Origin of the sequence: Cupriavidus sp. IK-TO18 (assembly GCF_015549295.1) — a bacterium.
GTDB classification, from domain to species: domain Bacteria; phylum Pseudomonadota; class Gammaproteobacteria; order Burkholderiales; family Burkholderiaceae; genus Cupriavidus; species Cupriavidus oxalaticus_A.
On record NZ_JADGMP010000001.1, the window covers coordinates 40591 to 65305 of the forward strand.

A 24715-nucleotide genomic window follows, 5' to 3' on the forward strand; every position below is an offset into this window, starting at 1 on the left:
AATGGGCTCGGTGCACGGCGGATGGCCCCTGACGCTCATTGACAGCGCCACTGGCTGTGCGGCCAACTCCCTTCTTCCCGCCGGCGTTGGTTACACCACTGTCGAGACAAAGGGCAGTTTCTCCAGACCGATCAAGCCTGACACGGGCAGGGTCCGCGCCGAAGGCCGCGTTGCCAGCCAGGGCCGTCAAATCATCACTGCGGAAGCTCGCGTGCTGGCAATGGACGGACGCGTCCTGTCACATGGCACATCTACGCTGCTCGTGCTATCGCCCGTCCAGGCAGTAGTGGAGGCTTGCCGTCTCGCATGCTTCGAAACGCACGCCCCAACCCATCGCGGATGTTGCCCCGTGTGATGTGCGTGAGGCCAATGCCGAGCGTGGCAAGGAAATGTTCGAGCACACGATGTGCGGAAGGGGCGGATGCCATCATTGGACGAATTGAAACCAAACTAAGACCAAGTGGAACCTTGCCCTTCCTATCATACCTACTCCAATCCCAACCTTGATGGAGTTTTCGATGTTCGATATGAAGGATCTTGCCCGTTTGAAGAAGCTGGACGAAAACGCTCCTGAAGCGATGAAGAGCTTCCGTGCATTTGACCACGCAGCTTTTGCAGATGGCGCGCTTTCGGTGCAGCAGAAACAGATTATTGCGGTGGCCGTGGCGCTGACGACGCAGTGCCCGTATTGCATCGCCCTGCATACCAAGGCCGCCCACGATGCCGGCGCTACCAATGCGCAACTTGCGGAAGCCGCGCTCGTGGCCGCTGCAATCCGGGCGGGCGGTGCAGTCACGCATGCCACGCACCTGTTCCGCGACTGAACCCACGACTGAACCCACGACTGAATCCACGTAAGGGACGCGCCTGATACGTTCCTGGGACAAAGGTTTTTTTGAATCGCAGGCTCCGGCACAGCTGGAGCCGGCCGCCGGAACGCGCGCATGCGCGTCCTCGCAATGACAGGAAAGGAGGCCTGCGCCACCGGGGCGTGCTCCTCCACCACACCACCTATCCGTTGAGGAGTAAATATGCAACCCATCACATCCGTCGCCACAACGCGCACCAGCGAAGCCACCAACAACCACGAGGCGTTGCTGCGCTGGTCGCTGGTTGTCGTCTTTCTCTGGTTCGGCGGGATGAAGTTCACCGGCTATGAAGCGCAGGGCATTGCGCCGTTCATCGCGAATAGCCCCTTCATGGCCTGGCTTATCGACGCATTCGGTGTACGTGGCGCCAGCGCTGTCATTGGCGTGATGGAACTGTCCACCGCGGTGACACTGGCCGTCGGCGCATTCCATCACAGGGTGGCGGTACTGGGTGCAGCCATGTCATGCGCGACGTACGCCATCACGCTGACGTTCTTTGTCACCACCCCCGGCGTTGCCGAGCCGACTGCCGGCGGGTTTCCGGCGATCTCCGCGCCGATCGGCCAGTTCCTGCTGAAGGACCTCGTGCTGCTGGCAGCGTCGGCTTCCCTGCTGCGCACGGCGCTGGCACGTTGGCAGGCGGAGCAATCCTGACGTAATACATGCCACGCACATGTTCCGTGACTGAAGCGGGCAATTCTCCGTGAGCTCCGGTTCTATCGCGCTTAACGTCGCCCACGACAAAGGGAACATCATGAATGCCATTTCCAAGGGCCAGCGTCCGTTGAAAATCGATATCTGGACCGATTTTCTTTGCCCCTTCTGCTATTTGACGACACTACGCGTTCAGCGTCTGGCACAGGTCATGCCAGTTGAGCTCACCGCGCGTGCCTTGATGCTCCGGCCGCCTGCTGCGCCCCCGTTGCCGGAGGATTTCTGCGGTAAGGGGCTCTCACAAATGTCCCAGTTCAAAGGGCTTGGCCGTTTGCGGGATCGGTCCCGCTACGACCAGGCCCATCATCTGTCAGGCCACCGCGTAAGTGATTGAAAATACGAGCGGCCGATAATCGGCCGAACCAATTCTTCGAGTCGCGCTAGACTTCGTTGGCTACGCCAGCAACCGACGCTGCCGCTGGACCAATTGCGGGCATGGCGTTTGCGTCACCTGGAACTCTTCGCCGGCTAACCGGTTCGCCAGCGACAGACTCGGCTTCATTCCTAGCGGGACATCGCAATGCAACGATCACGCGGCTGCAGCGCCCGGGTTCCGGTCACACTGGCCATCGCCATATCAATGCTTGCCGGATGCGGCAACAAGAAGGAGGCCGCGGGCCCGCCGCCACCGCAAGTGAGCGTGGTCACGCTCAAGACCGAGCAACTGACGCTGGATACCCAGCTGCCGGGGCGCACCACGGCGTTCCGCATTGCCGAGGTCAGGCCGCAAGTGGATGGCATCATCTTGCGCCGCCTGTTCAAGGAAGGCAGCGACGTCACGCAGGGCCAGCAGCTCTACCAGATCGACGCATCTACCTACGAGGCCACCTACAAGAGCGCGAGGGCGACGCTGGAATCCGCCCGCCTGCTGGCGGAGCGCTACGGGCGCCTGGTCGGTGACGAGGCGGTCAGCAAGCAGCAGTATGACGAGGCCAGGGCTGCCTGGCTGCAGGCGCAGGCAGCGGTGGACCGCGCAGAAATCAACCTGCGCTATACCAGGGTGCTGGCGCCGATCTCCGGCCGCATCGGACGCTCGAATGTGACCGAGGGTGCGTTGGTGACCAACGGCCAGGCTACCGCGCTGTCAGTGGTGCAGCAGCTCGACCCGATCTACGTCGACGTGACCCAGGCCTCTTCGTCGCTGCTGCGGCTGCGGCGCGAACTGGCCAATGGTGCGCTGCAGAGTGCCGGCACCAACGCGGCCCAGGTCAGCCTGGTGCTCGAAGACGGTACCCGCTATCCCGAAACCGGCCGCCTGGAGTTCTCTGAAGTGGCCGTGGACCAGGGCACCGGCTCGGTGACGCTGCGCGCGGTGTTTCCCAACCCGCGCCATGAGCTGCTGCCGGGCATGTTTGTCCATGCCCGCCTGCGTGAAGGCGTCAAGACCGATGCGCTGCTCGTGCCGCAGCAGGGCGTGACGCGCGATCTCAAGGGCCAGGCGACGGCGCTGGTGGTCAATGCCAGGGACGAGGTGGAACTGCGCCAGATCCGCACCGAGCGCGCCGTTGGCGACAAGTGGCTGGTGTCCGATGGGCTCGGTGCCGGCGACCGCGTCATCGTGGAGGGCCTGCAGTTCGTGCGGCCCGGGGCAAAAGTGCGCGTAGCCCAGGCCGGGAGCGGGGCGGGTGCGCCGGTGGCGGGTGCATCCGCACCATCCGCACCATCGGCCCCATCCGCAGCCAAGCGCTGAGCGCACCGCCCGGGCGAGGGAGTAGCCATGTCCAACTTCTTTATCGACCGGCCCATCTTTGCGTGGGTGATCGCGCTGGTCATCATGCTGGCCGGCGTGCTGTCGATCCGTGCGCTGCCCATCAGCCAGTATCCGGCCATCGCGCCGCCCACCATCGCCATCTCGGTCAACTACCCCGGCGCCTCCGCCGAGACGGTGCAGGACACCGTGGTGCAGGTGATCGAGCAACAGCTCAACGGCCTGGACCGCCTGCGCTATATCTCCTCCGAAAGCAACGCCGACGGCAACATGACGATCACGGTGACCTTCGAGCAGGGCACCAATCCGGATATTGCCCAGGTGCAGGTGCAGAACAAGCTGGCGCTGGCGCAGCCTCTGCTGCCGCAGGAAGTGCAGCAGCAAGGCATCCGCGTGACCAAGTCGGTGCGCAACTTCCTGGTCATCGTGGGCCTGATTTCCACTGATCCCAAGGTGACGCGCGAAGACCTGTCGAACTACATTGTCTCGAGCCTTCAGGACCCGCTGTCGCGCACCTACGGCGTGGGCGACTTCCAGGTGTTCGGCGCGCAGTATGCCATGCGGGTATGGATTGACCCGGCCCGGCTCAATAGCTTCCAGCTCACGCCGCTGGACGTGAGCAACGCGATCAGGGCGCAGAACGTTCAGGTGGCCTCGGGCCAGCTGGGCGGCCTGCCGGCGGTGCGGGGCCAGCAGCTCAACGCAAGCGTGATCGGCAAGACCCGGCTGCAGACCAGCGAGCAGTTCGGCAACATCCTGCTCAAGGTCAATCCGGACGGCTCCCAGGTACGCCTGAAGGACGTGGCCGAGGTGGGCCTGGGCGGGCAGGACTACAACATTAACGCCCAATACAACGGCCAGGCGGCCTCGGGCATTGCCGTGCGGCTGGCCGCGGGGGCCAACGCGCTGGAAACCGTGCGCGCCATCCGCACGACGCTGGATGGCCTGGAGCCGTTCTTCCCGCCCGGGATGAAGGTGGTCTTTCCGTATGACACCTCGCCGGTAATCGCAGGCTCCATCCAGGAAGTGGTGAAGACGCTGATGGAAGCCATCGTGCTGGTGTTCCTGGTGATGTACCTGTTCCTGCAGAACGTGCGCGCCACGCTGATTCCCACCATCGCCGTGCCGGTGGTGCTGCTGGGCACCTTTGGCGTGCTGGCGGCGTTCGGCTACACCATCAACACGCTGACCATGTTCGGCATGGTGCTGGCCATCGGGCTGCTGGTGGATGACGCCATCGTCGTGGTCGAGAACGTCGAACGCGTGATGGCCGAGGAAGGCCTGCCGCCCAGGGAGGCCGCGCGGCGCTCGATGGGCCAGATCCAGGGCGCGCTGGTGGGCATTGCCATGGTGCTCTCGGCGGTGTTCCTGCCGATGGCGTTCTTCGGCGGTTCGACCGGCGTGATCTACCGGCAGTTCTCCATCACCATTGTCTCGTCCATGGTGCTGTCGGTGCTGGTCGCGCTGATCCTGACGCCGGCCCTGTGCGCCACCATGCTCCAGCCCATCGAAAAGGGCGATCATGGCGAGAACAAGGGCGGCTTCTTTGGCTGGTTCAACCGCAGGTTCAGCGCGACCACCCAGCGCTACGAACGCAGCGTGTCGGGCATCCTGAAGCGCCGCCTGCCGTTCCTGCTGATCTACGTGGCCATCCTGGTGGTGATGGGCTTCCTGTTCACGCGCATCCCCACTTCATTCCTGCCCGAAGAAGACCAGGGCGTGCTGTACGCCCAGGTGCAGACGCCTGCCGGCGCCACCGCCGAGCGCACGCAGAAGGTGCTCGACCAGATGCGCGAGTACCTGCTCAAGGAAGAGGGCGGCGTGGTGGCATCGCTGTTTACCGTCAACGGCTTCAACTTTGCCGGCCGCGGCCAGAACTCGGGCCTGGCATTCATTCTGCTCAAGCCATGGGCGCAGCGCAGCGGGGACAGCACCAGCGTATTCGACCTGGCCGCGCGCGCACAGCGCAAGTTCATGAGTTTTCGCGATTCGATGTCGTTCGCGTTCGCCCCGCCCGCGGTGCAGGAGCTGGGCAATGCCACCGGTTTTGACCTCTACCTGCAGGACCAGGCCGGCATTGGCCACGTGGCGCTGATGAACGCGCGTGACAAGTTCCTGGCGCTGGCCGCGCAAAGCCCGGTGCTGCAGCGCGTGCGTCCCAATGGCCTGAATGACCAGCCGCAGTACCAGTTGGTGATCGACGACGAGAAGGCGCGCGCGTTCGGCGTTTCGCTGGCTGACATCAACAGCACGGTGTCGATCGCCTGGGGTTCCAGCTACGTCAACGATTTTATCGACCGCGGCCGGGTCAAGCGCGTCTACGTGCAGGGCCGCCCGGATTCCCGCATGAACCCGAACGATATCGACAAATGGTTTGTACGCAATGACAAGGGCGAAATGGTGCCGTTCTCAGCCTTTGCCGACGGCAAGTGGGGCTATGGCTCGCCCAAGCTGCAGCGCTACAACGGCGTGGCCGCGGTGGAAGTGCTCGGCGAGCCTGCGCCGGGGCGCAGTTCCGGCGAGGCCATGAGCGCGATCGAGGAGATCATGAAGCAGATGCCGCCAGGCGTGGGTTATGCCTGGACTGGCCTGTCCTACGAGGAACGGCTGTCGGGCTCGCAGGCTCCGGCGCTCTATGCGCTCTCGCTGCTGGTGGTGTTCCTGTGCCTGGCTGCGCTGTACGAAAGCTGGTCGATCCCGTTCTCGGTGATGCTGGTGGTGCCGCTCGGCGTGATCGGCGCACTGCTTGCCACGCTGGGGCGCGGCTTGTCGAATGACGTTTTCTTCCAGGTGGGCCTGCTGACCACCATCGGCCTTTCAGCCAAGAACGCCATCCTGATCGTGGAATTCGCCAAGAGCGAGTACGAGCAGGGCAAGGGGCTGGTCGAGGCCGCCGTGGAGGCGTGCCGCTTGCGCCTGCGCCCCATCGTGATGACTTCGCTGGCCTTCATGCTCGGCGTGTTCCCGCTGGCCGTGTCGACCGGGGCCGGTGCCGGCAGCCAGCACGCCATCGGCACCGGCGTGATCGGCGGCATGATCACTGCCACGGTGCTGGCGATCTTCTGGGTGCCGCTGTTCTTTGTTGCTGTCACCTCCATGTTCGGACGCAAGCGCAGGCCGCAGCCGCATGGCGCCTCCGTGGAAAAAGGCGCGCTCGAATGAAGAAGACCTTGTCTTGCGCTGCCGCCATGGCCATGCTGGCCGGCTGCAGCCTGATTCCCACGTATGAGCGCCCGGCCTCGCCGGTGGCGGCAGCGTACCCGCAGGGCCCGGCCTACCTGCCCGCCGATGCCGCCGCCGAAGCCGGCCAGGTGCCCGCGGTCGAGCTGGGCTGGCGCGAATTCTTCGCCGATGCGCGCCTGCGCCGTCTCATCGAACTGGCGCTGGAGAACAACCGTGACCTGCGCGTGGCCGTCCTTAACGTGGAGGCGTTCGGGGCACAGTACCGCATCCAGCGCGCCGACCTGTTTCCCGCCATCGGCGCGGCCGCACAGGGCACGCGCCAGCGCATTCCCGCCGACCTGTCCGCCACCGGACAGCGCCTGATCAGCAGCCAGTACGGCGTGTCGCTGGGCACCACGGCGTGGGAGATCGACCTGTTCGGCCGCCTGCGCAGCCTCAGCGAAGCCGCGCTCGAACAGTATTTCGCCAGCGAAGAGGTACGCCGCAGTGCGCAGATCTCGCTGGTGGCGGGCGTTGCCAGCGCCTACCTGACCCAGCGCGCCGATGAAACCCTGCTGCGGCTGACCCGGGAAACCCTGGCCAACTATGAGCGCAGCTATGGCCTGACCCGGCGCAGTTACGAGGAAGGGATCGCTTCCCGGCTGGACCTGCGCCAGGCGCAGACCGCCGTGGAAACCGCCCGTGCGAGCCTTGCGCGTTACACCCGGCTGGTTGCCCAGGATGAGAATGCGCTGGTGCTGCTGCTCGGCACGAACCTGCCAGCGGACCTGCCGGAAGGCCTGCCGCTGGAGCAGAAGCTGTTCGCCGATGTGCCGGCCGGGCTGCCCTCAGACCTGCTGCAAAACCGTCCGGACGTGCTCGCGGCCGAGCACCGGCTGCGCTCCGCCAACGCCGATATCGGCGCCGCGCGGGCGGCGTTCTTCCCCAGCATCAGCCTGACCGCATCGGCGGGCACCGCCAGCAGCCAGCTTTCCGGCCTGTTCGGGGCCGGCTCCGGCACGTGGTTGTTCCAGCCGCGCATCAATCTGCCGCTGTTTACCGCCGGCAGCCTGCGGGCCAGTCTGGACTACGCCACCATCCAGAAGGATGTCAACGTCGCCCAGTACGAGCGAACGGTGCAGACCGCCTTCCGCGAGGTGGCCGACGGGCTGGCGGCGCGGGGCACCTACACCAGCCAGCTCCAGGCCCAGGTCCGTTTCGTGGAAGCTGCCCAGGACGCCTATGGCCTGGCCGACCGGCGCTACCGCACGGGTGTCGACAGCTACCTTGCCGTGCTGGACGCGCAGCGCTCGCTTTACAACGCGCAACAATTGCTGATCGAAGCCCGGCTCGAGCAACTCTCCAGTGAAGTCAACCTGTACAAGGCCCTGGGCGGCGGCTGGCACGACCAGACCGGCAAGCGCACCGATACGAGGGTTGGCGGGGATTTGTAGATTTGTGTATCTCCCGCGCGTTCTCATTTGGGCTCTGTGAAAAGGCAGTTGGTGGAAACCGCTCACCAGACCTGCCCATACTCGCGCTCCCTTCGCGGCAACGTCAACGTGCTGTTCGAGATTCTTTAAGCAGCGTGTTCCCCGGACAGATAGTGACACTGGCGTTCACCGTGCGTGAGGGCGCGAAAGCGCACTCGCACTAGCACTAGAGCTGAGCCGAATCCGCTGCAAGCCGCGAGCGGGCCGCCCGCTTCAACGCCTGAGGCGGTTGGCCGAAGACGCGCAGGAACGCCCGCCTCATTCGCTCCGGATCGGAGAAGCCGGTTTCACTCGCGATGCGCTCGATGGTGAGCCGATCCGCCTCGACAAGAATGCGAGCCGTTTCCGCGCGCAGCCGCTCGACGGCGCGCGCAGGAGGTTGACCGGTGTTCAAGCGGAACTCTCGGCTGAAGTGGCGTGGGCTCATGTGGACGGCATGGGCGAGCCGCTCCACCGACAGGTCTTCGCGCAGGTGGTTCTTGGCGTAGGTCAGTGCCGCCTGGATGCGATCGGACCTGGATTCCAGCTCCGACAGTGTCGAGAACTGCGACTGCCCACCCGAGCGCCGATGGTGTACGACCAGCTGTCTTGCGACCGCTCTCGACACGTCGCTGCCCAGGTCGCCCTCCACCAGCGCCAGCGCGAGGTCGATGCAGGCGGTCATGCCGGCCGAGGTCCAGATGGTGCCGTCGCGTATGAAGATCCGATCCTCTTCGACCCGGATCGACGGATAGCGCCGCTGAAGCTCACGCGCATGTGCCCAATGCGTTGTCACCCGCCGGCCCTCCAGGATGCCGGCCTCGGCCAGGACGAAGGCGCCGGTGCAAATGCCGGCCATGCGCCGGGTGGGCTCGAGAGCACGCGCGAGCAGCTTTCGGAGCCTGGGCGATGACGGCTGAGGCGTGGTCGCGCCGGCCATGATGATTGTGTCATAGATGTTCGGATCCAGCGCAACGGTCTGGACGGCCGTGCCCATCGAGCTCTTCACCGCACCGCCAGATTCGGAGACGACATGGATGTCATAAGCCGCCCTGGGTGCAGCAGCGTTAGCCAGCTCGAACACGGAGACCGGCACGATGTCGAGGATCTGGAAGCCGGGGAACACCACGAGTCCGACGCGTTTCATGTTGGCCTAAAAGGAGGGAAGTTGGTCATTTGAGCTAAAGCCTAGGCCCCTATCCTGTATCTGTCAAAGCCATCCAATTGCTTCGGACCGCCGGGTATCAGCATCCCGATGGCACTGAACTCTGAAGGCCTTCCACTCGGGCTCGAGCTCGATGCGGCAGCTGGCCGTGAGCTGCTTGCCTTGTCGCGCCGAGTCGAACAAGTCCTTGGTCGCCTGCCCGGACCCAGCGGGTTCTGAGACGGACCCACCGTGAGCCGGAGGCAGCCACATCGACGCTCGGCACTGGATACACCTATCCAACTTCGATGCGGCACTACGATGCCGCGTCCCATTCAAAGGAAATTTTTCAAATGACAGTCATCAAAGCAGCAGCAGTCCAGATCAGCCCCGTGCTTTACAGCCGTGAGGCAACCGTGGATAAAGTCGTGCGGAAGATCCGGGAGCTTGGTGAGAAGGGGGTGCAGTTCGCCACGTTTCCGGAAACCGTGGTGCCGTACTACCCGTATTTTTCAGCGGTCCAGACGGGCCTTCAGCTTCTTGCCGGAAATGAGCATCTCAGGTTGCTCGAGCAGTCCGTGACGGTGCCGTCCCCGGCCACCCACGCGATCGCCGAGGCGGCCCGCAAGGCCGGCATGGTGGTGTCCATTGGTGTAAATGAGCGTGACGGAGGCACCATCTACAACACGCAGTTGCTCTTCGACGCGGACGGGACCCTGATCCAGCGCCGCCGCAAGATCACGCCCACCTATTTCGAACGCATGATCTGGGGGCAGGGCGACGGATCGGGCCTTCGCGCGGTCGACAGCAAGGTCGGACGAATCGGCCAGCTCGCATGCTTTGAGCACAACAATCCGCTCGCGCGCTACGCGATGATCGCCGACGGCGAGCAGATCCATTCGGCCATGTATCCGGGGTCAGCCTTCGGCGAAGGGTTTGCCAAAAGGATGGAAATCAATATCCGGCAGCATGCGCTTGAGTCCGGCTGCTTCGTCGTGAACGCAACAGCGTGGCTGGACCCTGACCAGCAGGCGCAAATCATTAGGGATACGGGGTGCGACATCGAGCCGATTTCCGGCGGTTGCCTGACCACTATCGTGGCGCCGGACGGCATGCTGTTGGGCGAACCTATCCGCTCGGGTGAGGGTGAGGTCGTCGCCGATCTTGATTTCTCTTTGATCGACCGGCGCAAGGTATTGATGGACTCGGCGGGACACTACAACAGACCAGAGTTGCTTAGTCTCATGATCGACCGCACGGATACCGCCCACCTGCACGAGCGCGCCGCGCATGCCGGATCGCCCGTCCATCAAGAGCCGGGAGACCTGCACGCCACAGTAGCACCCAGTCCTACACTGACCGCATAGAGAGGTATCCACTCGAATACGCCGCGTTCTCCGAAGCTGCTCATGCGTCATCCGGAGGTCGTGCGCCATGGAGATACGCGGTGATCCGCGAATTCGAGCGCCAATGACCACGGCGCGATAGTCTCATTGCAGCCTGCGCCAACGCCTACGATGCTTACATGTCAAAATCCGACGGATTCCCCAGGTCATGGCAAGCCAATCTTTTTGCCGCCGTAATCGCGGCTGTCTATTCGCTGGTTCCTGGCGCTCCCCGATCAGCAAGCGCCGCACCCGTGACCATCGAGGTGCGGAACTTCACCGCGCCGACCCAATGCACCGAGGAGGACAACGTCTCGTTCGTACTGAGTTCGCCGGCAATCCAGCGTTTCCGCGTAGAGGCGCTACATCCGCCATATCTCGGCAAGGTTCGCGAGCTCCGTTATCCGCCGCCGGACTTCTCCAACTGCGACTTCGGCGAAAATTCGCCCCGCGCGGATCCGGGCCGTCGCTTCGAGCCACGTAAGGTGCGAATCTACGACGGGCCTGATCTCGCCATCGAAGGCAATACCTACGAGACGTTCTGGCGGACACGGTCTGTGCCAGTGGCGGTGTGGGGCAGCGTGTATCAGGAGTTCCATCTGCTGCAGTTTTATGTAAAGCACTCGCACGCTGGAAAATTGCGCGAGACGCAAGTGCTGGTGTTGTACCCCCCCGACGGGTACTGGCGGGCCAAGCCATTGCCGGCAGCACCCGCTAGCAGCAATTCATACGGCTCATCGTTTCTGATTGGCCCGATAACGGAGGCTGGCAGACCCGTTGTGGAGATCGCCGATATCGATATCGACCCCAAGGGGCGAACCATTCGACTGCGCTTCATCGCAGGCGGCGAGGCCAGCGTGCGATTGATCGAAGTGAGCCGCGAGCGCACCGCGCTCGATGTGACATTCGAGCCGAGCTATCGATCCTCCAACAAGTCCGCGGCGGCTGACATGTCAGGCTTCGCAATGCTGCGCTCGATGTATGTTGCCGACGACAACGCCGATATAAGCCGTGTCGAGTGGCGTGATGCCGCCGGCCGCGCGCACCACACCTCCGTGGCCGAAACTACTGCGCTACAGGCGCGTTCCGTGCGTTTCGGGAGGGTGGTGCCGTCGCGGCATAATACCGACGCGCCCGATATACGCTTTGATGCCTTCGACGGCCCCCCTTGAGCCTTTGTGCCCTTGCGCCCTTGTAGTCAAGGATATCCAGCGCACTGCATTTCGGCGCAACGAGGCCAGCTCGAGTGCCGCCAACAGGGCATCAAGGCCGACTCCTGGGCGACGACGCGGGGTGGCCAGGCGTTGCTGCCGCGGACGCGCCCTGGCCGGCGGCACGCCCCATATCGCGGTCAGCCTTGCCGTTCGTTTTTGCGCGCTCGCCAGAGACACCGCTGGCTGCCTGCACAGACGGCTCCGCGCGCCGGCCAGTGTCAGTCCCGGGTGTTGGAGGGGAACCGTAGCGACCGCCCTGCGCCCAAGCTGCAACGGCTAACGAAAGGGCGGCAAGGAAGGCTAGCTTTCTCATTGCTGTCTCCGAACTTCGTTGTGTCATGGTGCTTCAGTAGTAGGTCAGGGAAGCTCACAGCGATGTCAGCCAATCTCCTACTTTCGTGAATGGCGATGGGAGATGGCTTCCCGGAGGCGCATTCGAGTCAGAAAGCGGTTCTGCCGAACGACTCTGAGTGGCCGGTCTCCGACGTCGGCGCACCCGCCCAGGGGTGCGCATGCGCCAGGGGCAACTAGCGACTCGGCGGTGACATTTACGCCAAGAGATGGCGATGCTCTTCGATGAACTGTTCGGGCGTCGTCAGCGGCTGACCGACGATCTCCGCCGCGCTCTTGTCGACACCGGCAAGCAATTGCTCCTGCTGATCGACCTTGACCGCCTTGAAATGGGCAGCAAAGGAAGGATCGCCGTCCAGGCCAATGGCCTTTACGAACTCGTCCGGCGACACCTGCTCGAAGCGAATCTCCTTTCCGAGCGTCCTCGCGAGAATGCCCGTGAGTTCGATGTGGCTGACTTCGACCGAGCCTGTGACCGGAATGATCGTCCTACCGAACGCCTCGGGATTCTCAAGAATCTTTCCAACCACTCGTGCGATATCGACAGCGGCGATGGGCACGAAGCGGCTCTCCGGATCGAACGGCGTCAGATAGCGGCCGGCGCGAATCTCAGCGGCTGTGTACAAGATCCATTCGGCGAAGAAATTGACGCGAAGATGTGCTGTCGGAATGCCCGAGCGGTCGAGGATCTGCTCGGAAAGCCAGTGACTCATCGTTGCCGGGCTGCGCGCGTGCGGGCGCGACTGTCGGTGCGACATGTACACGATCTGCTTCACACTGTGCTCGGTTGCAGCCTGGGCGAGGATCGCCGTAGCTTCTACCGCGCCTTGTGTCAGTGGATAGCAGAAGTAGACTCCATCAACACCCTTCATCGCACGACGGACATCTTCGATCTTCAGCATATCGCCGGTCACGATTTCCGCGCCCAGTTCCTTCATCGCCTCGGAACGGACGTCTTCACGACGAACGAAAGCCATCACCTTGTGGCCGTTTTCGAGCAGGAGGCGAACGGTAGGAGTGCCTGTAACGCCAGTGGAACCTGTAACGAGAAACTTCTTCATATGGATCTCCGGAGACTAAGGAAGCGCGGCCAAAGCTTGTGCGCCGTGTCCGCAAGACTAAGCAGTATGATCATCATGTTAGGGGGCGCGCACGTGCCCAGGGTCGCTTGAAATGCGACCCGTCAAACATGATGACCATCATGCTTCCGTTTGCCAAGCATGATGGTTATACTGTTTGCCGTCAACTAATTTTTTCGCAGTTTTCGGAGGACGCAATGCGTTACCCGCCAGAAGAGACGGCAGAGAAGCATGCCCGGATCCTGGAACAGGCATCCATTTTGTTTCGCGAACACGGATTTTCCGGAGTCAGCCTCAGCGAGATCATGAAGGCGACCGGCCTTACACATGGCGCCTTCTACAATCACTTCGAGTCAAAAGAGGATCTGATCGCGAAGAGTATCGAAGACACATCGGCCAAAGCGCTCGCGTCCATGAGAGAACGCGGGGCTCGCGGTGAGCAGCGGGCTCAATACGTTGACGGATATCTCACCGAGCAACACCGCGACGACAGAGGCAACGGATGCATGATGGCAGGATTGGCTGGCGAGATTGCGCGTGAACCTGCGGCTCAACCGGCCTTCACACAGCATGTCGAGGGTATGCTCAAAGGCTTCACTGAGCCTGGTGCAAAGACAAAAAAGAAGAATGCTCGTCGCGATGCGATTCATACCCTTTCAAGCATCGTCGGCGCGCTCATTCTGGCTCGGGCGGTGGATGATCCTGAACTGTCAGAAGAGATTCTTCGTGAAACTCGGGCGGCTCTGGACTAACGCTCGTTTATCGGGTGGTGCCGCTTGACCTCGCGATTGTCGTTCTGGCTCCGTCATCACAGGAGCGCAACGAGGCTTTGAACGCGCTAGATGGTCGATGTCCGCAGTCCGATGCACAGCCGACGTGCGAGCAGTTGAACGGCTCGAATACCTGACCACTATCGTGGCGCCGGACGGCATGCTGGCCGGATCGCCCATCCATCAAATGATGCAGCAGTGGCGCGACGACCTCGTGGCGTATCGGTGCGGGATGCCGAATTCCCGGCTGCAGGAGATCGCCGCACGCCGCCCAGGCTGGCGTTGCAACGAAGTGGAATTCTTGGTCACGCGGATCTCGTTTGAGTCCCTCGACAAGGAGCGTGCTGCAAGTCTGAACGAGCTGCCGACGAGGCTTCGCCTGCCCGAGAGTGACGTCGATCGCCTGATCGAAGCGGGAAGGGATGCCATCCTTGGCAACCCGGTGATCCGCGAATTCGAGCGCGAATCGACCGCGGCGCGATAGTCTCGCGGCACGCGGCGTGGGTGAGGCACATCATCTACGAAGACATCGTGGCCGGCCGGCCGGTGGCGGTGCTGGCGGACCGGCAGCTTCCCAGGCTGACGATAAACGTGGCATACCAATGCCGCCGCCACCAGCCCGCGAAGCTGCGCGTCTTCATCGATTTCCTGTTCGAGCGGTTCGAGCGCCTGGAGCTGGCGAAGAAGTCGGAGCGCGCCGCCGGCTAAGTTCCGGCGTTCGGCGTTGCGGCGTTGCTGCGTTCCGGGCGGGCTCAGGGCCGGTCGAACGCCGTCACCTCCGGCAGCACCACGGCGAGATAGTCCACCAGTGTGCGGACCGCCGGCAGCAGGCCCGTGCGATAGGGAATGAGGGCGGTGATACGGGCGTCCGCGGCGATCCATTCCGGCAGTATCTGCCGCAGCCCGCCTGCCTTCAGCTCGGCCTGGCAGGCGTACACCGGCAGCGCGGTGATGCCGACGTTCGCGCACGCCGCTTCTTTCAGCGAGATCAGGCTGTTGCTCAGGAACCTCGGTTCAAACGGCACGGTGGCCACGCGCTTGTCCGGCCCCTGCAATTGCCATTGCGACGCGCCCTTGCCCGCCATGGCGATGATAGAGTGAGACGCCAGTTCCTCGGGCTGCGTCGGCACCGACGTCCGTTCGAGATAGTCGGGCCCGGCGAAGAGATACCACGGCGTCCTGGCCAGCGGATGCTGGACCAGGTTGGAGTCCTGCAGCTGGCCGACATGACCGCGGATCGCCAGGTCGAAGCCCTCGCCGACGATGTCCACGATCCTGTCCGTGGCGGTTTCGTCGATTCTCACCTTGGGGTGGTCGGAGAGGAAGGTCGGAAGCACGTGGCGCAGCGCGAACTGGGCGATGTCCACAGCCACCGTCACGCGGATCACGCCACTCGGCTCCGCCAGCCGCTGGCGCATGGCTTCTTCGGCAAGCTCGGCACTGCGCATCAGCGCCATGGCGTACTGGTAGAACTCCTGGCCCACTTCCGTCATCGCGAACTGGCGCGAGGTCCGGTTGATGAGCCGCACGCCCAGCGAGGCTTCCAGTTCCTTGACGCGGTGGCTCAGCGTGGACTTCGGAAGCCGGAGCGCCTCGCCGGCCGCGGTGAATCCGCCGCGGTCGACCACCTGCACGAAGTAATAGACGTCCTTCAGATCGAGCATGGCATGGGGATTCGCCGGCCATTCCAATGCCGGCGGGTTTGCTGAGGGGGCGAGTGGGTGACGCCCGATCATACTCCAGCGCCGGCGCCCACTGCCATCCGGGCAAGCCTTGGTGCCCACCGGGCGCACCGCGCCGCACCGGGCGCCATTGTCCAAGTTTGCCGAACCCTGCGTACAACCCGTGACGGCTGCCCAAGCGGAATCCGGCGACATAAGCTGTTGCGCAGGAGCGGCTCTGCGCTGTTTCTACATGCTTATTTCAAACTGGAGAGGACAATGACAATGCTCAAGGGATTTCATCACCTGACCGCCGGCGTGCGGCACGCGCAGGAGGATGTGGACTTCTACGTCAAGCTGCTCGGGCAGAGCCTCGTGAAGAAGACCGTGCTTCTCGACGGCGAAGATCCCATCTACCACCTCTACTACGGCAACGCGAATGGCGATCCGGGGACCCTGGTGACGTCGTTCCCGTTCCGCCAGCGCGGGGTCATGGCGCGCCAGGGATCGGGCCAGGTGCGGGTCATCAACTACTCGGTGCCCACGGGCTCGCTCGAGTTCTGGCGCAGCCGCTTCGATGCCATGAACGTGCCGTATGACAGCGAGATCGTCGAGCGCTTCGGCGAGCGCCGCCAGCGGTTCCAGCATCCGTGCGGCATCGAGTTCGATCTCGTCGAAACGGATCTGGACCCGCGTCCGGCCTGCGTGGCCAGCGATATCCCCGAGGCCCATGCCATCCGCGGCGTGCACAGCATCACGCTGTCGCTGCGCGATGTCGCCGAATCGATCCGCTTCATGAGCGAAGCGATCGGCTTCCGCCACGTTGGCCAGTCGGGACCCTACTACCGCTTCGAGACGTACACCGGCGGCCCGGGCACGGTCGTCGAGTTCCAGCACGAGCCGGACCGGCACCAGGGCTCGTCGATCTACGGCGAGGGTACGATCCACCATGTGGCGTTCGCCGTGGACAACGTCGAACAGCAGGCGATCCTGAAGGAGAAGCTGTTTGCGCTGGGCTACATCGACACCTCCGAATCGGTGCACCGCAACTATTTCCGCTCGATGTACTTCAAGATGCCCGGCGGCGTGATGTTCGAGGCCACGACCACCGACATCGGCTTCGCGATCGATGAAGAGCCCGGCCATTTTGGCGAGGAGTTCCAGCTTCCGCCCTGGCTGGTGGATCGCAAGGATGAGCTGCTGGGCCGGCTCGAGCCCATTTCCGCATGACGTTGCCGGGGATCGATATGCGCAAGCCAAAGGTACTGATCGTTTTCTATTCACGCAACAGCTCCACCGAGATGCTGGCCAAGGCTGTCGCCGAGGGGGCCCTCGAGACCGGCGCCGAAGTCCGCATGCGGCGCGCGCGGGAGGTCGTCGGCCCCGACGTCATGCGGCAGGCGCCGGGCTGGCTCGAGAACGCCACGGAGATGAACGCGAAATACGACGCGCCGACCGAAGCCGATGCCGAGTGGGCCGACGCCATCGTGTTCGGCACGCCGACGCGGTTCGGGACCATCTCGACCGAACTCAAGGCCTATATCGACGGGCTCGGCGGCCTGTGGTTCGCGGGCAAGCTCAACGGCAAGGTGGGCTCGGTGTTCGGCACGACGTCCTCGCGCCACGGCGGCAATGAAGCCACGCTGCTGGCGGCCTACACGCCCATGGCCCACCTGGGCCTGATCATCGTGCCGCTGGGCTATGCCGACGCGGCGATGTTCAAGGCCGGCACCCCCTACGGCGCGACGCACGTCTCGCACCGTGACACCGTGAAGCCCGACGACGATCACCTCGACGTTGCACGGTACCAGGGCCGCAGGGTGACGACTGTCGCCCGTGCCCTGCACGTCCAGCCGGAGCCCGTGGCAGCCTGAAAGTAAAAGCCTGATCGTAAAAAAAGGCGGAGACTCGGAGTCTCCGCCCGATTGCTTCATCGGCACAGCCCGATGACAAGCTGGCTACCGCTCAGGCCGGCGCCGTCTCCATGCAGGTTCCCAAGGCATCCATCTGTCGCGATGGCGGCAGCGAGTCGATCGTGGCGCGGACCGCCTCCCTGCAGAGCGAAGGCCGCTTGACCAGGGTTTCGACATAGCGGGCAACGTTGGGCAGGTCGTGCCACATCGGCGCGAGCCCCAGGTACGCCAGCCGCACCAGGTTGACACCCCACAGCACATCTCCAAGGGAGAACGCGTGTCCCGCAACATACAGGGCCGGTGCGGCCCCCAGCGTGCGGTCCAGCTCCTTCAACACGCCTTCGACGTGATGGTGCGCGGCACGCTGGAATGCGGCATCGCGGCGGACCGCCCGGCCGCCGCGCTCCTTCGCGAGCTTGGCGCGATAGGCGGCAACGAGTTCAGCGTCGTCGCCATTGCCGGCCAGCATGGCCTCGAGCGCTGCGATCTTGTGGTCGTAGACCGTTTCCATGACCGTCTTGAGCGCGTCTGGCCGCCGGTCGGTGTCGGGATGAAAGCCATATAGCAGGGCGCCGTTCGGCATCTGGTCGACGATGCTCACCTGGCGCATCACCGCGGCACGCGCCTCGGCATCGTCCGGCAAGAGCTGGACGGGCGCGCGCGATGCCGCGTCGAGATAGCAGCAGATCCGCCGGGAATCCGCGATCACGCGGGAGGCTTCGTAGTCGACGAGCAATGGCACCGCGCACGGATCGAAGCCGTCGGTATCCACGGAAGGGCGCCCGCTATAGCCGCTGACGAACTCCCGCCCGATTTCCAGTCCGGCCATCAGCCGCAGGCGTACATAGGGCGGGTGATAGTGCTCCGCGGGAACGACGCCGTCCGGACCCATCGAACTCAGGATCATCATGTCGTTCGACCGGTATGGCAACTGCTTCTCGGACAGCACCGTGCGGACCTTCTGCGAGCACAGCGAACTGGCCGCGTGGAACAGCTCAAAGCGCGGGTTTGCATCGCTTCCCACGATGGAGATCCGCGCAGGATCGGCGATGGCAGCGCGGGCACCGGCTGCCAGGTTTCTCAACAAGTCATTGCGCATGGGTTTCTTCCAGCTGATGGTTAGTCACGTCACTCCGCAGCCCGGGCGCCGGCCTGTCCGCGCGCGTGCGGACACACCGCGGGCGGATCGCCGATGAAGCCGCGCGCGGACCAGAGTTCAGGGAACGGGATCTCGTTCATGGTCGGCAGCAGCCAGGCAATGCCCTCGGTGCCGAAGTAGGCCGGCCGGGCGCCGAAGGTCCGGCGCGTGGCCATCAGGTGCAGGTGCTTCCATGCGGAGAATCCCTCCGCAATATCGGCCAGCGTCTCGCCGAGTTGCTGCAGTTCGCGGTGCTGGTCCGGGTCGGCGTAGACGTCGCGCCAGACGTTTTCGACCGCCTTGTCCGGCGCGTAGGGCACGCTGAAATCGCGGTCGAGTGCCAGCGCCGGCACGGCGAAGCCCTTGCGGCTCAGGTGGGCGAGCACGTCGTCATACAGGCTCGGCTCTGCCAGCGCCTTGCTGAGCTGCTCCCAGCGCCGGGGCTGCGGCAGGAAGTGCTGCAGGTGCTCCCCCTGCTTGATGCCGAGCAGGTAGACCATCTGCCGGAACGTCCAGCCCTGCAGTGCGGTGTCCTTGCCAAACTTCGGCCCGACGCAGGACAGGATGGCCAGCAGGTCGACCGGCGTCATCCACGCGATGGAGCGCCAGGTGGCATTGAGCGGCTCGTGGTGGGCAACCACGCGCCGCAGCGTGCGGCATGCGCCGGCCAGGTCATCGGCACGCAATTGCGCCTGCGCGGCCTGGATTTCCCTGATGATCAGCATCCAGTAGAGCTCGGACACCTGCGCCGATACGATCCAGGCGTGCTCGCCGGGATGATCGCTGACCGGGTGCTGCAGCGAGTGGAGCACGTCTGTCTGCAACCAGTCACTGTATGGCGTGCGCCCGGCTGGCGTTTCTGCCGGTGCCCGGGATGCGGGCTTGACGGAATCTTTCATTCTGGTCTCCTCGTGGTGGTGTGGTCAGGCAAGTCTTGTGCAACGGAGACGGTCCCCAGCATCGACTCGATCTGCTGCGCGACCTGCAGCAGCGCGCCGTCGCCGCCGGGCCTGCCGACGACCTGCAATGCGGCTGGAAGGCCGCCGACGCGGGGCGGCAGCGGAATCGAGATGGCGGGAAATCCCGCGACGTTGAACGGCGCGGTGTAGGTCATCAGGGCCTCGCGGACGGTGCCGGTCCAGTTGCCGATGTCGACCGTGCCGGCATCGCGGGGCGGGGCGGTGCAGGGGCAGGTCGGCAGCACGAGATAGTCGAGTGTCGACATCGCTTCATGCAGCCGGGCCGTGAAATGCCGCCTCGACTGGTGGGCCGACGCATAGGCGCGCAGGTCCATGGCCTGTGCACGCCTGAGTCTGTCGACCGTTTCCGGGTTGTAGTGCGTGGCGATGCGATCCCAGTCGTGGCGTCGGAAATGCTCGATTCCGCCCTCGATAAGAACGATGGCCGCAAAGGCATCGAACACCATATCGAACATGGCGTCGAACCGGCGGATCTCGCCGAGGTCGACGCAGCTGAATCGCTGCGCCAGTTGTTCCACCGCCTCGTCGAATGCGCTGGCGACCTCAGGACTCAGCGGCACCGGCGCGATCTGCCTGACGATGCCGAGGCGGGCGGAAGGCGTGGCATCGCTGCGGCGGATGTCGATGCCAGCGGCATCGGCGAGCACCAGCACGTCATCGACCTGTCCGCCCAGCAGGCCGACGTGGTCGCAGGTGGCCGCCAGCGGAAACACGCCGCGCGTGGACAGCGTGCCGAGCGTCGGCTTGAAGCCGACGACACCGCACAGCGCGGCCGGGATACGGACCGAGCCGCCGGTATCGGTGCCCACGCCCGCCATGACCGCGCCATGCGCGATCGCCGCCGCGGCGCCGCCGCTGGAGCCGCCGGGAATGCGGGAATGGTCGAGGGGATTCAGGGTGTCGCCGAAGCTCGGGCTGGCGGTCGTCACGCCCCACGCAAATTCGTGGGTGGTGGTCTTGCCGATGACGATGGCGCCGCATCCGGTCAGTGTCTTCACGATGTCGGCATCGGCAGCGGGAACATTGCCGCGGTAGGCGGCAGATCCATACAGTGTTTCGATGCCCTTCGTGTCGATCAGGTCCTTGATGGCGATGGGCAGCCCTTCCAGCGGACGCTGGCTGCCTTCGCCGTAGCGGCGGTCGCTCTCCGCCGCGGCCTGCAGCGCGCGGTCCTGGTCAATGGCGGCGAACGCGTTGAGCGATTGCTTGCTGGCTTGCGCGCGGAGGAGCGCCTCTTCGGTCAGGCCCGTCGCCGTGATCCGCCGGCTGGCCAGGGCCGCAAGCGCGTGGCGCAGGCCCGCGGGATGCGGGAAGCTGTAGGATGGCTGGCCGGTCATTACCACAGGCTCTCCAGCAGCGCATCCAGCCTGGTGCCGGCATTGTCGCCAAGGTCGCCAAGGTCGCCAAGGTCGCCAAGGTCGCCGACTTCGGAAGGATAGTTCTGCCTGAGCAGGGCCGCGATCTCGGGAAGCTTAGCCCGATCGAAATCGAGGTCGCGGAGCCGGCTGGGCAATTGCAATGCATCCACGGCTGCCTCGATGCGGTCGGCGAGAAATGCGGCGGGCGGGCGGCTGCCGCGTTCCGTGGCGAAGATCTCGAGCTTGCGGCCATAGGCGCCGGCGCAGGCGCGGATGACGGGCGCCAGCGCAATGCACGAAGTCACGCTGTGCGGTACCCCGAAGGTCCCGCCGAGGATGTGGCCGATGCGATGGCTCAGGCCGTAGATGACCGAAGCGGGATAGAAGTAGCACTGCCACGCGGCGAGCTGAAGCTGCAGCAGGTCGTCGGTCGACACGAGTCCGCCCGCGATGGCCTCGCGCGTTTCGAGCTTGCGCGGCCACTTCTCCAGCACGGCAAGGAAACGCTCCACGCCCCTGGCGGCCAGGATGGCGTGAGGGTGATCCACGTCGACCCGGCGCATGCCTTCCACCGCATGGTCGATCCCCTTGATGGCCGAACTCAGCAGCAGCATGCGTGGCGTGTCGACGATCATGCGGGGATCGAGCACCACCAGCCGCGGTGTCGTTTCGCGCACCGCATAGCTGCGCTTGAACTTCTGCGGGCCGTCCGTTTCCGTCACGCCGAAGTAGTGGGAGAACTCCGAGCCCGACAAGGTCGTCGGAATCGCCGCAATCGGCAGGTAGCGGCCCGTCTGCTGGAAATGCTGGTACGAGACTGCCTTTGCGGCGTCGAGCACGGAGCCGCCGCCGAGGGCGATGATCGATGCCGCATCGGCCTCGATGCAGGCACGCAGCCCGTCGCGTACGGCGAAATCGGGCACATGCGGCGGCAGGCCGGTGAAGGTGCCCACGCCGTCGCCGATGACAGGCTGCAGGTGCTCGCGGTTCAATGCCTCAAGGAATTCGACCGTGAACGTGATCGGACGGCGGATGTCGTAGTTCTCCATGGAGGCAGCGACGGTCTTCAGCACGTCGTGTCCCCAGGCAATCTCTTCCTGCGGCAGGCATTTCAACTGGTTCATTCCACGTCTCCCCATGTTTTCATATGCGATCGGGGCTCCGATCCCGTGTAGGAAGATAGGCGAATCGCGTGCGCGCGTGCGCGCGGGATCGGGGAACGAAGCGTTCAGGAATTTGGACGCCGGGCCTGCGCGGTCGCGCGCCGTCGTTCGCTGCTGCCGAACGAAGCATTCAAGCATTGCCATCTTCACAAGGCAGGGGACGTGTCTATGATCTTTTCCACCGTAGCGACCCCCACCACAAGAACGGAGACATGAAGATGGAGACAATGCAGATGACGGAAGCGCTGATCCGCGGACGCCACAGCAAGCGCGGCTTCCTTGACCGGCCGGTGCCGATGGAGACTGTCAGGGACATCCTGTCGGTCGCGAAATACGCGCCGAGTTCGAGCAACACGCAGCCCTGGCGCTGCTATGTGCTGACCGGAAAGGCGCGCGAGAAAATCGCCGGTGCCGCGGTCGAGGCGTATCGCGCCGATCCCGAGGGACTGGTGCCCGATTACCCTTTCTTCCCAAAGGAATTGCCGGCGCCATTTGCGTCGCGCTTCAACACGTTTCGCGGGATGCTGGGCGACGCGCAGGGCGTGCACAGGAGCGATATCGCCGGGCGCCGGCGCGACGTCGAACGGCAGTTCCGGTTCTTCGATGCGCCAGTGGGACTGATCTTCACCATGGACCGGCGCCTGGAATGGGCCAGCTTCATCTGCTACGGCTGTTTCCTGCAGAACCTCATGCTGGCCGCTCGCGCGCGGGGGCTGGACACCTGCCCGCAGCAGATCTGGTCGCTGCAATCGCCGGTGCTTCGTGAAGGACTCGCCATTCCCGACGGGGAGATGGTCGTGGCCGGGATGTCACTCGGCTATGCGGACAACAGCATCCCCGAAAACAACATGGAGCTTTGCAAGCTGGAGCTGGACGAGTTCGTCTCGTTCGTCGATGGCTGACATGCGGAACCGGACAGGCCGCGCCCCGACCTGTCCGGCGCAATTGTCATCGGCGAGTGTGGTGCGACGCCATGGGCCTGCGCGCAGGCGGCCTGCCCGCGGCCGGCCTATTTGCTGCTGTCGCGCGCGTCGCCGCCGATCGCGTCGAGGATGATCATGGTCCGGTCGAGAACGCCGCGTTCGTCAAAGTAGGCGCTGAAATGTGCCGGCATGTAGGCACCTGCGTAGAGCCGGTAGGACCAGGCTTCCCGCTTCATCAGCGGGTAGAACTGGATGGGCTCGCGCGGATGGCCAAAGCGCTCGGCAATATCCTGCTTGGTCCAGACGCCCGGGCGCGCTTCGTAGATTTCCTTCTCGGTGAGCATCTGCCTGAACCTTGTCAGCTTGCCGTTTCCGTCAAAGTCTGCCGCGTAGACCTCGAAGCCGAGCGGCTGCTTCGAATAGATCCAGCGGGTGGTGCCGTCGGCGAGCTGGTAGGTTTCGGTGGGAGTGCCGAACGTATCGCGCACGGCATTCTGCGGAGCGCCGAGCATGCGTTCTGCCGTCTGGAGGGGCTGGAGGGAGGCGCAGGCGCCCAGCACCAGGCTCGCCACGGCGGCGGCCACGCAGGTGGGGAGGCGATAACCCATGATCGTTCTCCTGGGAGGCGGCGGGGCACGCGCCGCGCCAGTTCAGCATAGCGCACGCAGCGCAGGAGTGTTCATGCATCCGGCCGCCCGTGACCGAAATTTTTCTCATGTCGTCTTCCGAAAAGATTCAGTTCAGTTGCGACCACGACTGACGTTAGAGTTCGGAGCGACCTTATCCACGGATACCCGCATCAAAAGCCTTTTCATCGTCACCCACGACGGGCACGCCTTCGGGCGGGATCCCGGGCCGGACAGTGACGCCCTGTCAAGCTGCAAGTACAGGTTGCGAGGCGCCTCCACGGCATGTTCTCCAACAGTCACAGGATTTCCGCCCTGGTAGTGAGTGAGCGCTTCAACCGAGGCGAAAGGCGGCATAGGAAGCCCGAATGGGCGCAAGGCAAGTCTGATCAGAGGGGATAGCATGAAACGAATGACTCTACTGGCTGCGGCGGTCATGGTCGCGGCGACCGCTTCTGTCTGGGCGCAGCCCGAAACCCGCGTGGATGTCACGCAGTCGCCCGGACAGGCGACCGCGACCGGCACGGCGAAGCTCAATGCCACGATCGTCAAGATCGATGCGCCGACGCGAACGGTCTCGCTGAAATCCGCCGACGGCAAGGTCACGGATCTGGTGGTGGGGCCGGAGGCGCGGAACTTCGAGCAGCTCAAGGTCGGCGATACCGTCGCGATCGAGTACAAGGAAGCCCTGACCATGAGCCTCAAGAAGGGCAAGGGGCCGCTTGCCATGACCGAGCGCGAGATCTCGGACCGTGCGGCGCCGGGCGCCAAGCCGGGCGGCACAGTCGGCCGCGAAGTGACCGTGACCGCCGACGTTGTGGCGGTCAATACCAGCGCCAAGACCGTCACCCTGAAGGGGCCGAAGGGACGCACCGTGGACCTGCTGGTCGAGGATCCGGAACGTCTCAAGGGCATCAAGAAGGGTGACCGGGTCGAAGCGGTCTATACCGAGGCCATTGCTGTGTCCGTGCAACCGGCCGCAGCCAAGTAGCAGTACCGAAAAGCACCGAATTGCTCCAGGACAGGCCCGCCGGTCATGCGGGCCGTTTCCTGGCGTCCGCGGTCGGGGCGGTCGGGGCGTACCG

At 64.3% G+C, this 24715-nt stretch carries 23 protein-coding genes and 1 pseudogene; 16 read left to right on the top strand and 8 right to left on the bottom strand.

Annotated elements, in window-relative coordinates; genetic code table 11:
* Position 1 precedes the first annotated feature (1 nt).
* From IPF36_RS00190 to IPF36_RS00220, 7 genes are all read left to right on the top strand, one after another.
* Positions 2–355, top strand: a complete 354-nt coding sequence (locus IPF36_RS00190; RefSeq protein WP_255519632.1) for a PaaI family thioesterase — start codon at positions 2–4, stop codon at positions 353–355.
* 163 nt (positions 356–518) lie between these two features.
* Positions 519–824 (top strand): carboxymuconolactone decarboxylase family protein, encoded by a 306-nt coding sequence (locus IPF36_RS00195; RefSeq protein WP_133095741.1) that lies wholly within the window; start codon positions 519–521, stop codon positions 822–824.
* Positions 825–1031: 207 nt separating this feature from the next.
* Positions 1032–1523 carry a YkgB family protein gene (locus IPF36_RS00200; protein ID WP_135703063.1) on the top strand — a complete coding sequence of 164 codons (492 nt, stop codon included), beginning with the start codon at positions 1032–1034 and terminating at the stop codon, positions 1521–1523.
* A gap of 100 nt (positions 1524–1623) precedes the next feature.
* Entirely contained in the window at positions 1624–1917 is a 294-nt protein-coding gene (locus IPF36_RS00205; protein WP_135703062.1) for a DsbA family protein, read from the top strand.
* 186 nt (positions 1918–2103) lie between these two features.
* Entirely contained in the window at positions 2104–3273 is a 1170-nt protein-coding gene (locus IPF36_RS00210; RefSeq protein WP_133095739.1) for an efflux RND transporter periplasmic adaptor subunit, read from the top strand.
* Between the two features lie 27 nt (positions 3274–3300).
* Positions 3301–6453, top strand: a complete 3153-nt coding sequence (locus tag IPF36_RS00215; protein WP_135703060.1) for an efflux RND transporter permease subunit — start codon at positions 3301–3303, stop codon at positions 6451–6453.
* Positions 6450–7907, top strand: a complete 1458-nt coding sequence (locus tag IPF36_RS00220) for an AdeC/AdeK/OprM family multidrug efflux complex outer membrane factor (RefSeq protein ID WP_135703059.1) — start codon at positions 6450–6452, stop codon at positions 7905–7907. Before IPF36_RS00215 ends, IPF36_RS00220 begins: the two co-directional genes overlap by 4 nt.
* A 205-nt stretch (positions 7908–8112) precedes the next feature.
* Here the strand turns inward: IPF36_RS00220 and IPF36_RS00225 are convergent, their stop codons facing one another.
* Positions 8113–9072: a GlxA family transcriptional regulator gene (locus tag IPF36_RS00225; RefSeq protein ID WP_133095736.1), complete on the bottom strand. Its 960-nt coding sequence runs from the start codon at positions 9070–9072 to the stop codon at positions 8113–8115.
* 350 nt (positions 9073–9422) lie between these two features.
* Here IPF36_RS00225 and IPF36_RS00230 point away from each other — a divergent pair, with 350 nt between their 5' ends.
* Positions 9423–10436 carry a carbon-nitrogen hydrolase family protein gene (locus IPF36_RS00230; protein ID WP_135703058.1) on the top strand — a complete coding sequence of 338 codons (1014 nt, stop codon included), beginning with the start codon at positions 9423–9425 and terminating at the stop codon, positions 10434–10436.
* Positions 10437–10594: 158 nt separating this feature from the next.
* Positions 10595–11626: a hypothetical protein gene (locus IPF36_RS00235; protein ID WP_240745826.1), complete on the top strand. Its 1032-nt coding sequence runs from the start codon at positions 10595–10597 to the stop codon at positions 11624–11626.
* 590 nt (positions 11627–12216) lie between these two features.
* Here IPF36_RS00235 and IPF36_RS00240 read toward each other — a convergent pair.
* Positions 12217–13080 (bottom strand): NmrA family NAD(P)-binding protein, encoded by an 864-nt coding sequence (locus IPF36_RS00240; protein ID WP_135703057.1) that lies wholly within the window; start codon positions 13078–13080, stop codon positions 12217–12219.
* Positions 13081–13208: 128 nt separating this feature from the next.
* On the opposite strand from IPF36_RS00240, the gene IPF36_RS00245 reads away from it, so the two are divergent.
* The 3 genes and pseudogenes from IPF36_RS00245 to IPF36_RS00255 form a co-directional block, all read left to right on the top strand.
* The gene (locus tag IPF36_RS00245; RefSeq protein WP_240745825.1) at positions 13209–13850 is read left to right on the top strand and encodes a TetR/AcrR family transcriptional regulator; all 642 of its coding nucleotides are present in this window, start codon (positions 13209–13211) and stop codon (positions 13848–13850) included.
* A 124-nt stretch (positions 13851–13974) separates the two neighbouring features.
* The gene (locus IPF36_RS00250; RefSeq protein ID WP_255519633.1) at positions 13975–14352 is read left to right on the top strand and encodes a hypothetical protein; all 378 of its coding nucleotides are present in this window, start codon (positions 13975–13977) and stop codon (positions 14350–14352) included.
* Positions 14353–14372: 20 nt separating this feature from the next.
* Positions 14373–14576, top strand: a pseudogene (locus tag IPF36_RS00255) (LysR family transcriptional regulator); the annotation flags it as partial.
* Between the two features lie 44 nt (positions 14577–14620).
* Here IPF36_RS00255 and IPF36_RS00260 read toward each other — a convergent pair.
* Positions 14621–15532, bottom strand: coding sequence for a LysR substrate-binding domain-containing protein (locus tag IPF36_RS00260; protein WP_195427127.1), 912 nt, complete (start codon positions 15530–15532; stop codon positions 14621–14623).
* Positions 15533–15808: 276 nt separating this feature from the next.
* Between IPF36_RS00260 and IPF36_RS00265 the strand changes: the two genes are divergently transcribed.
* Both IPF36_RS00265 and wrbA read left to right on the top strand, forming a co-directional pair.
* On the top strand, positions 15809–16759 hold the full coding sequence (locus tag IPF36_RS00265) for a ring-cleaving dioxygenase (protein ID WP_135703056.1): 951 nt from the start codon (positions 15809–15811) through the stop codon (positions 16757–16759).
* 17 nt (positions 16760–16776) lie between these two features.
* The gene (gene wrbA, locus IPF36_RS00270; RefSeq protein ID WP_195426926.1) at positions 16777–17403 is read left to right on the top strand and encodes an NAD(P)H:quinone oxidoreductase; all 627 of its coding nucleotides are present in this window, start codon (positions 16777–16779) and stop codon (positions 17401–17403) included.
* 91 nt (positions 17404–17494) lie between these two features.
* Here the strand turns inward: wrbA and IPF36_RS00275 are convergent, their stop codons facing one another.
* From IPF36_RS00275 to IPF36_RS00290, 4 genes are all read right to left on the bottom strand, one after another.
* Complete coding sequence (locus IPF36_RS00275; protein WP_368671090.1) at positions 17495–18466, bottom strand: glutathione S-transferase family protein; 972 nt, start codon at positions 18464–18466, stop codon at positions 17495–17497.
* A gap of 104 nt (positions 18467–18570) precedes the next feature.
* Entirely contained in the window at positions 18571–19479 is a 909-nt protein-coding gene (locus tag IPF36_RS00280) for a tryptophan 2,3-dioxygenase (protein ID WP_135703053.1), read from the bottom strand.
* Positions 19476–20897 carry an amidase gene (locus IPF36_RS00285; protein WP_195426933.1) on the bottom strand — a complete coding sequence of 474 codons (1422 nt, stop codon included), beginning with the start codon at positions 20895–20897 and terminating at the stop codon, positions 19476–19478. Before IPF36_RS00285 ends, IPF36_RS00280 begins: the two co-directional genes overlap by 4 nt.
* A complete protein-coding gene (locus IPF36_RS00290; RefSeq protein ID WP_195426935.1) occupies positions 20897–22042 on the bottom strand; it encodes an iron-containing alcohol dehydrogenase in 1146 nt (381 codons plus the stop codon). Before IPF36_RS00290 ends, IPF36_RS00285 begins: the two co-directional genes overlap by 1 nt.
* 257 nt (positions 22043–22299) lie before the next feature.
* Here IPF36_RS00290 and IPF36_RS00295 point away from each other — a divergent pair, with 257 nt between their 5' ends.
* Positions 22300–22983 (top strand): nitroreductase, encoded by a 684-nt coding sequence (locus IPF36_RS00295; RefSeq protein ID WP_133096025.1) that lies wholly within the window; start codon positions 22300–22302, stop codon positions 22981–22983.
* A 107-nt stretch (positions 22984–23090) separates the two neighbouring features.
* Here the strand turns inward: IPF36_RS00295 and IPF36_RS00300 are convergent, their stop codons facing one another.
* Positions 23091–23612 (bottom strand): hypothetical protein, encoded by a 522-nt coding sequence (locus tag IPF36_RS00300; protein WP_133095724.1) that lies wholly within the window; start codon positions 23610–23612, stop codon positions 23091–23093.
* A gap of 421 nt (positions 23613–24033) precedes the next feature.
* Between IPF36_RS00300 and IPF36_RS00305 the strand changes: the two genes are divergently transcribed.
* Complete coding sequence (locus IPF36_RS00305) at positions 24034–24621, top strand: hypothetical protein (RefSeq protein WP_135703050.1); 588 nt, start codon at positions 24034–24036, stop codon at positions 24619–24621.
* Positions 24622–24715: the final 94 nt, after the last annotated feature.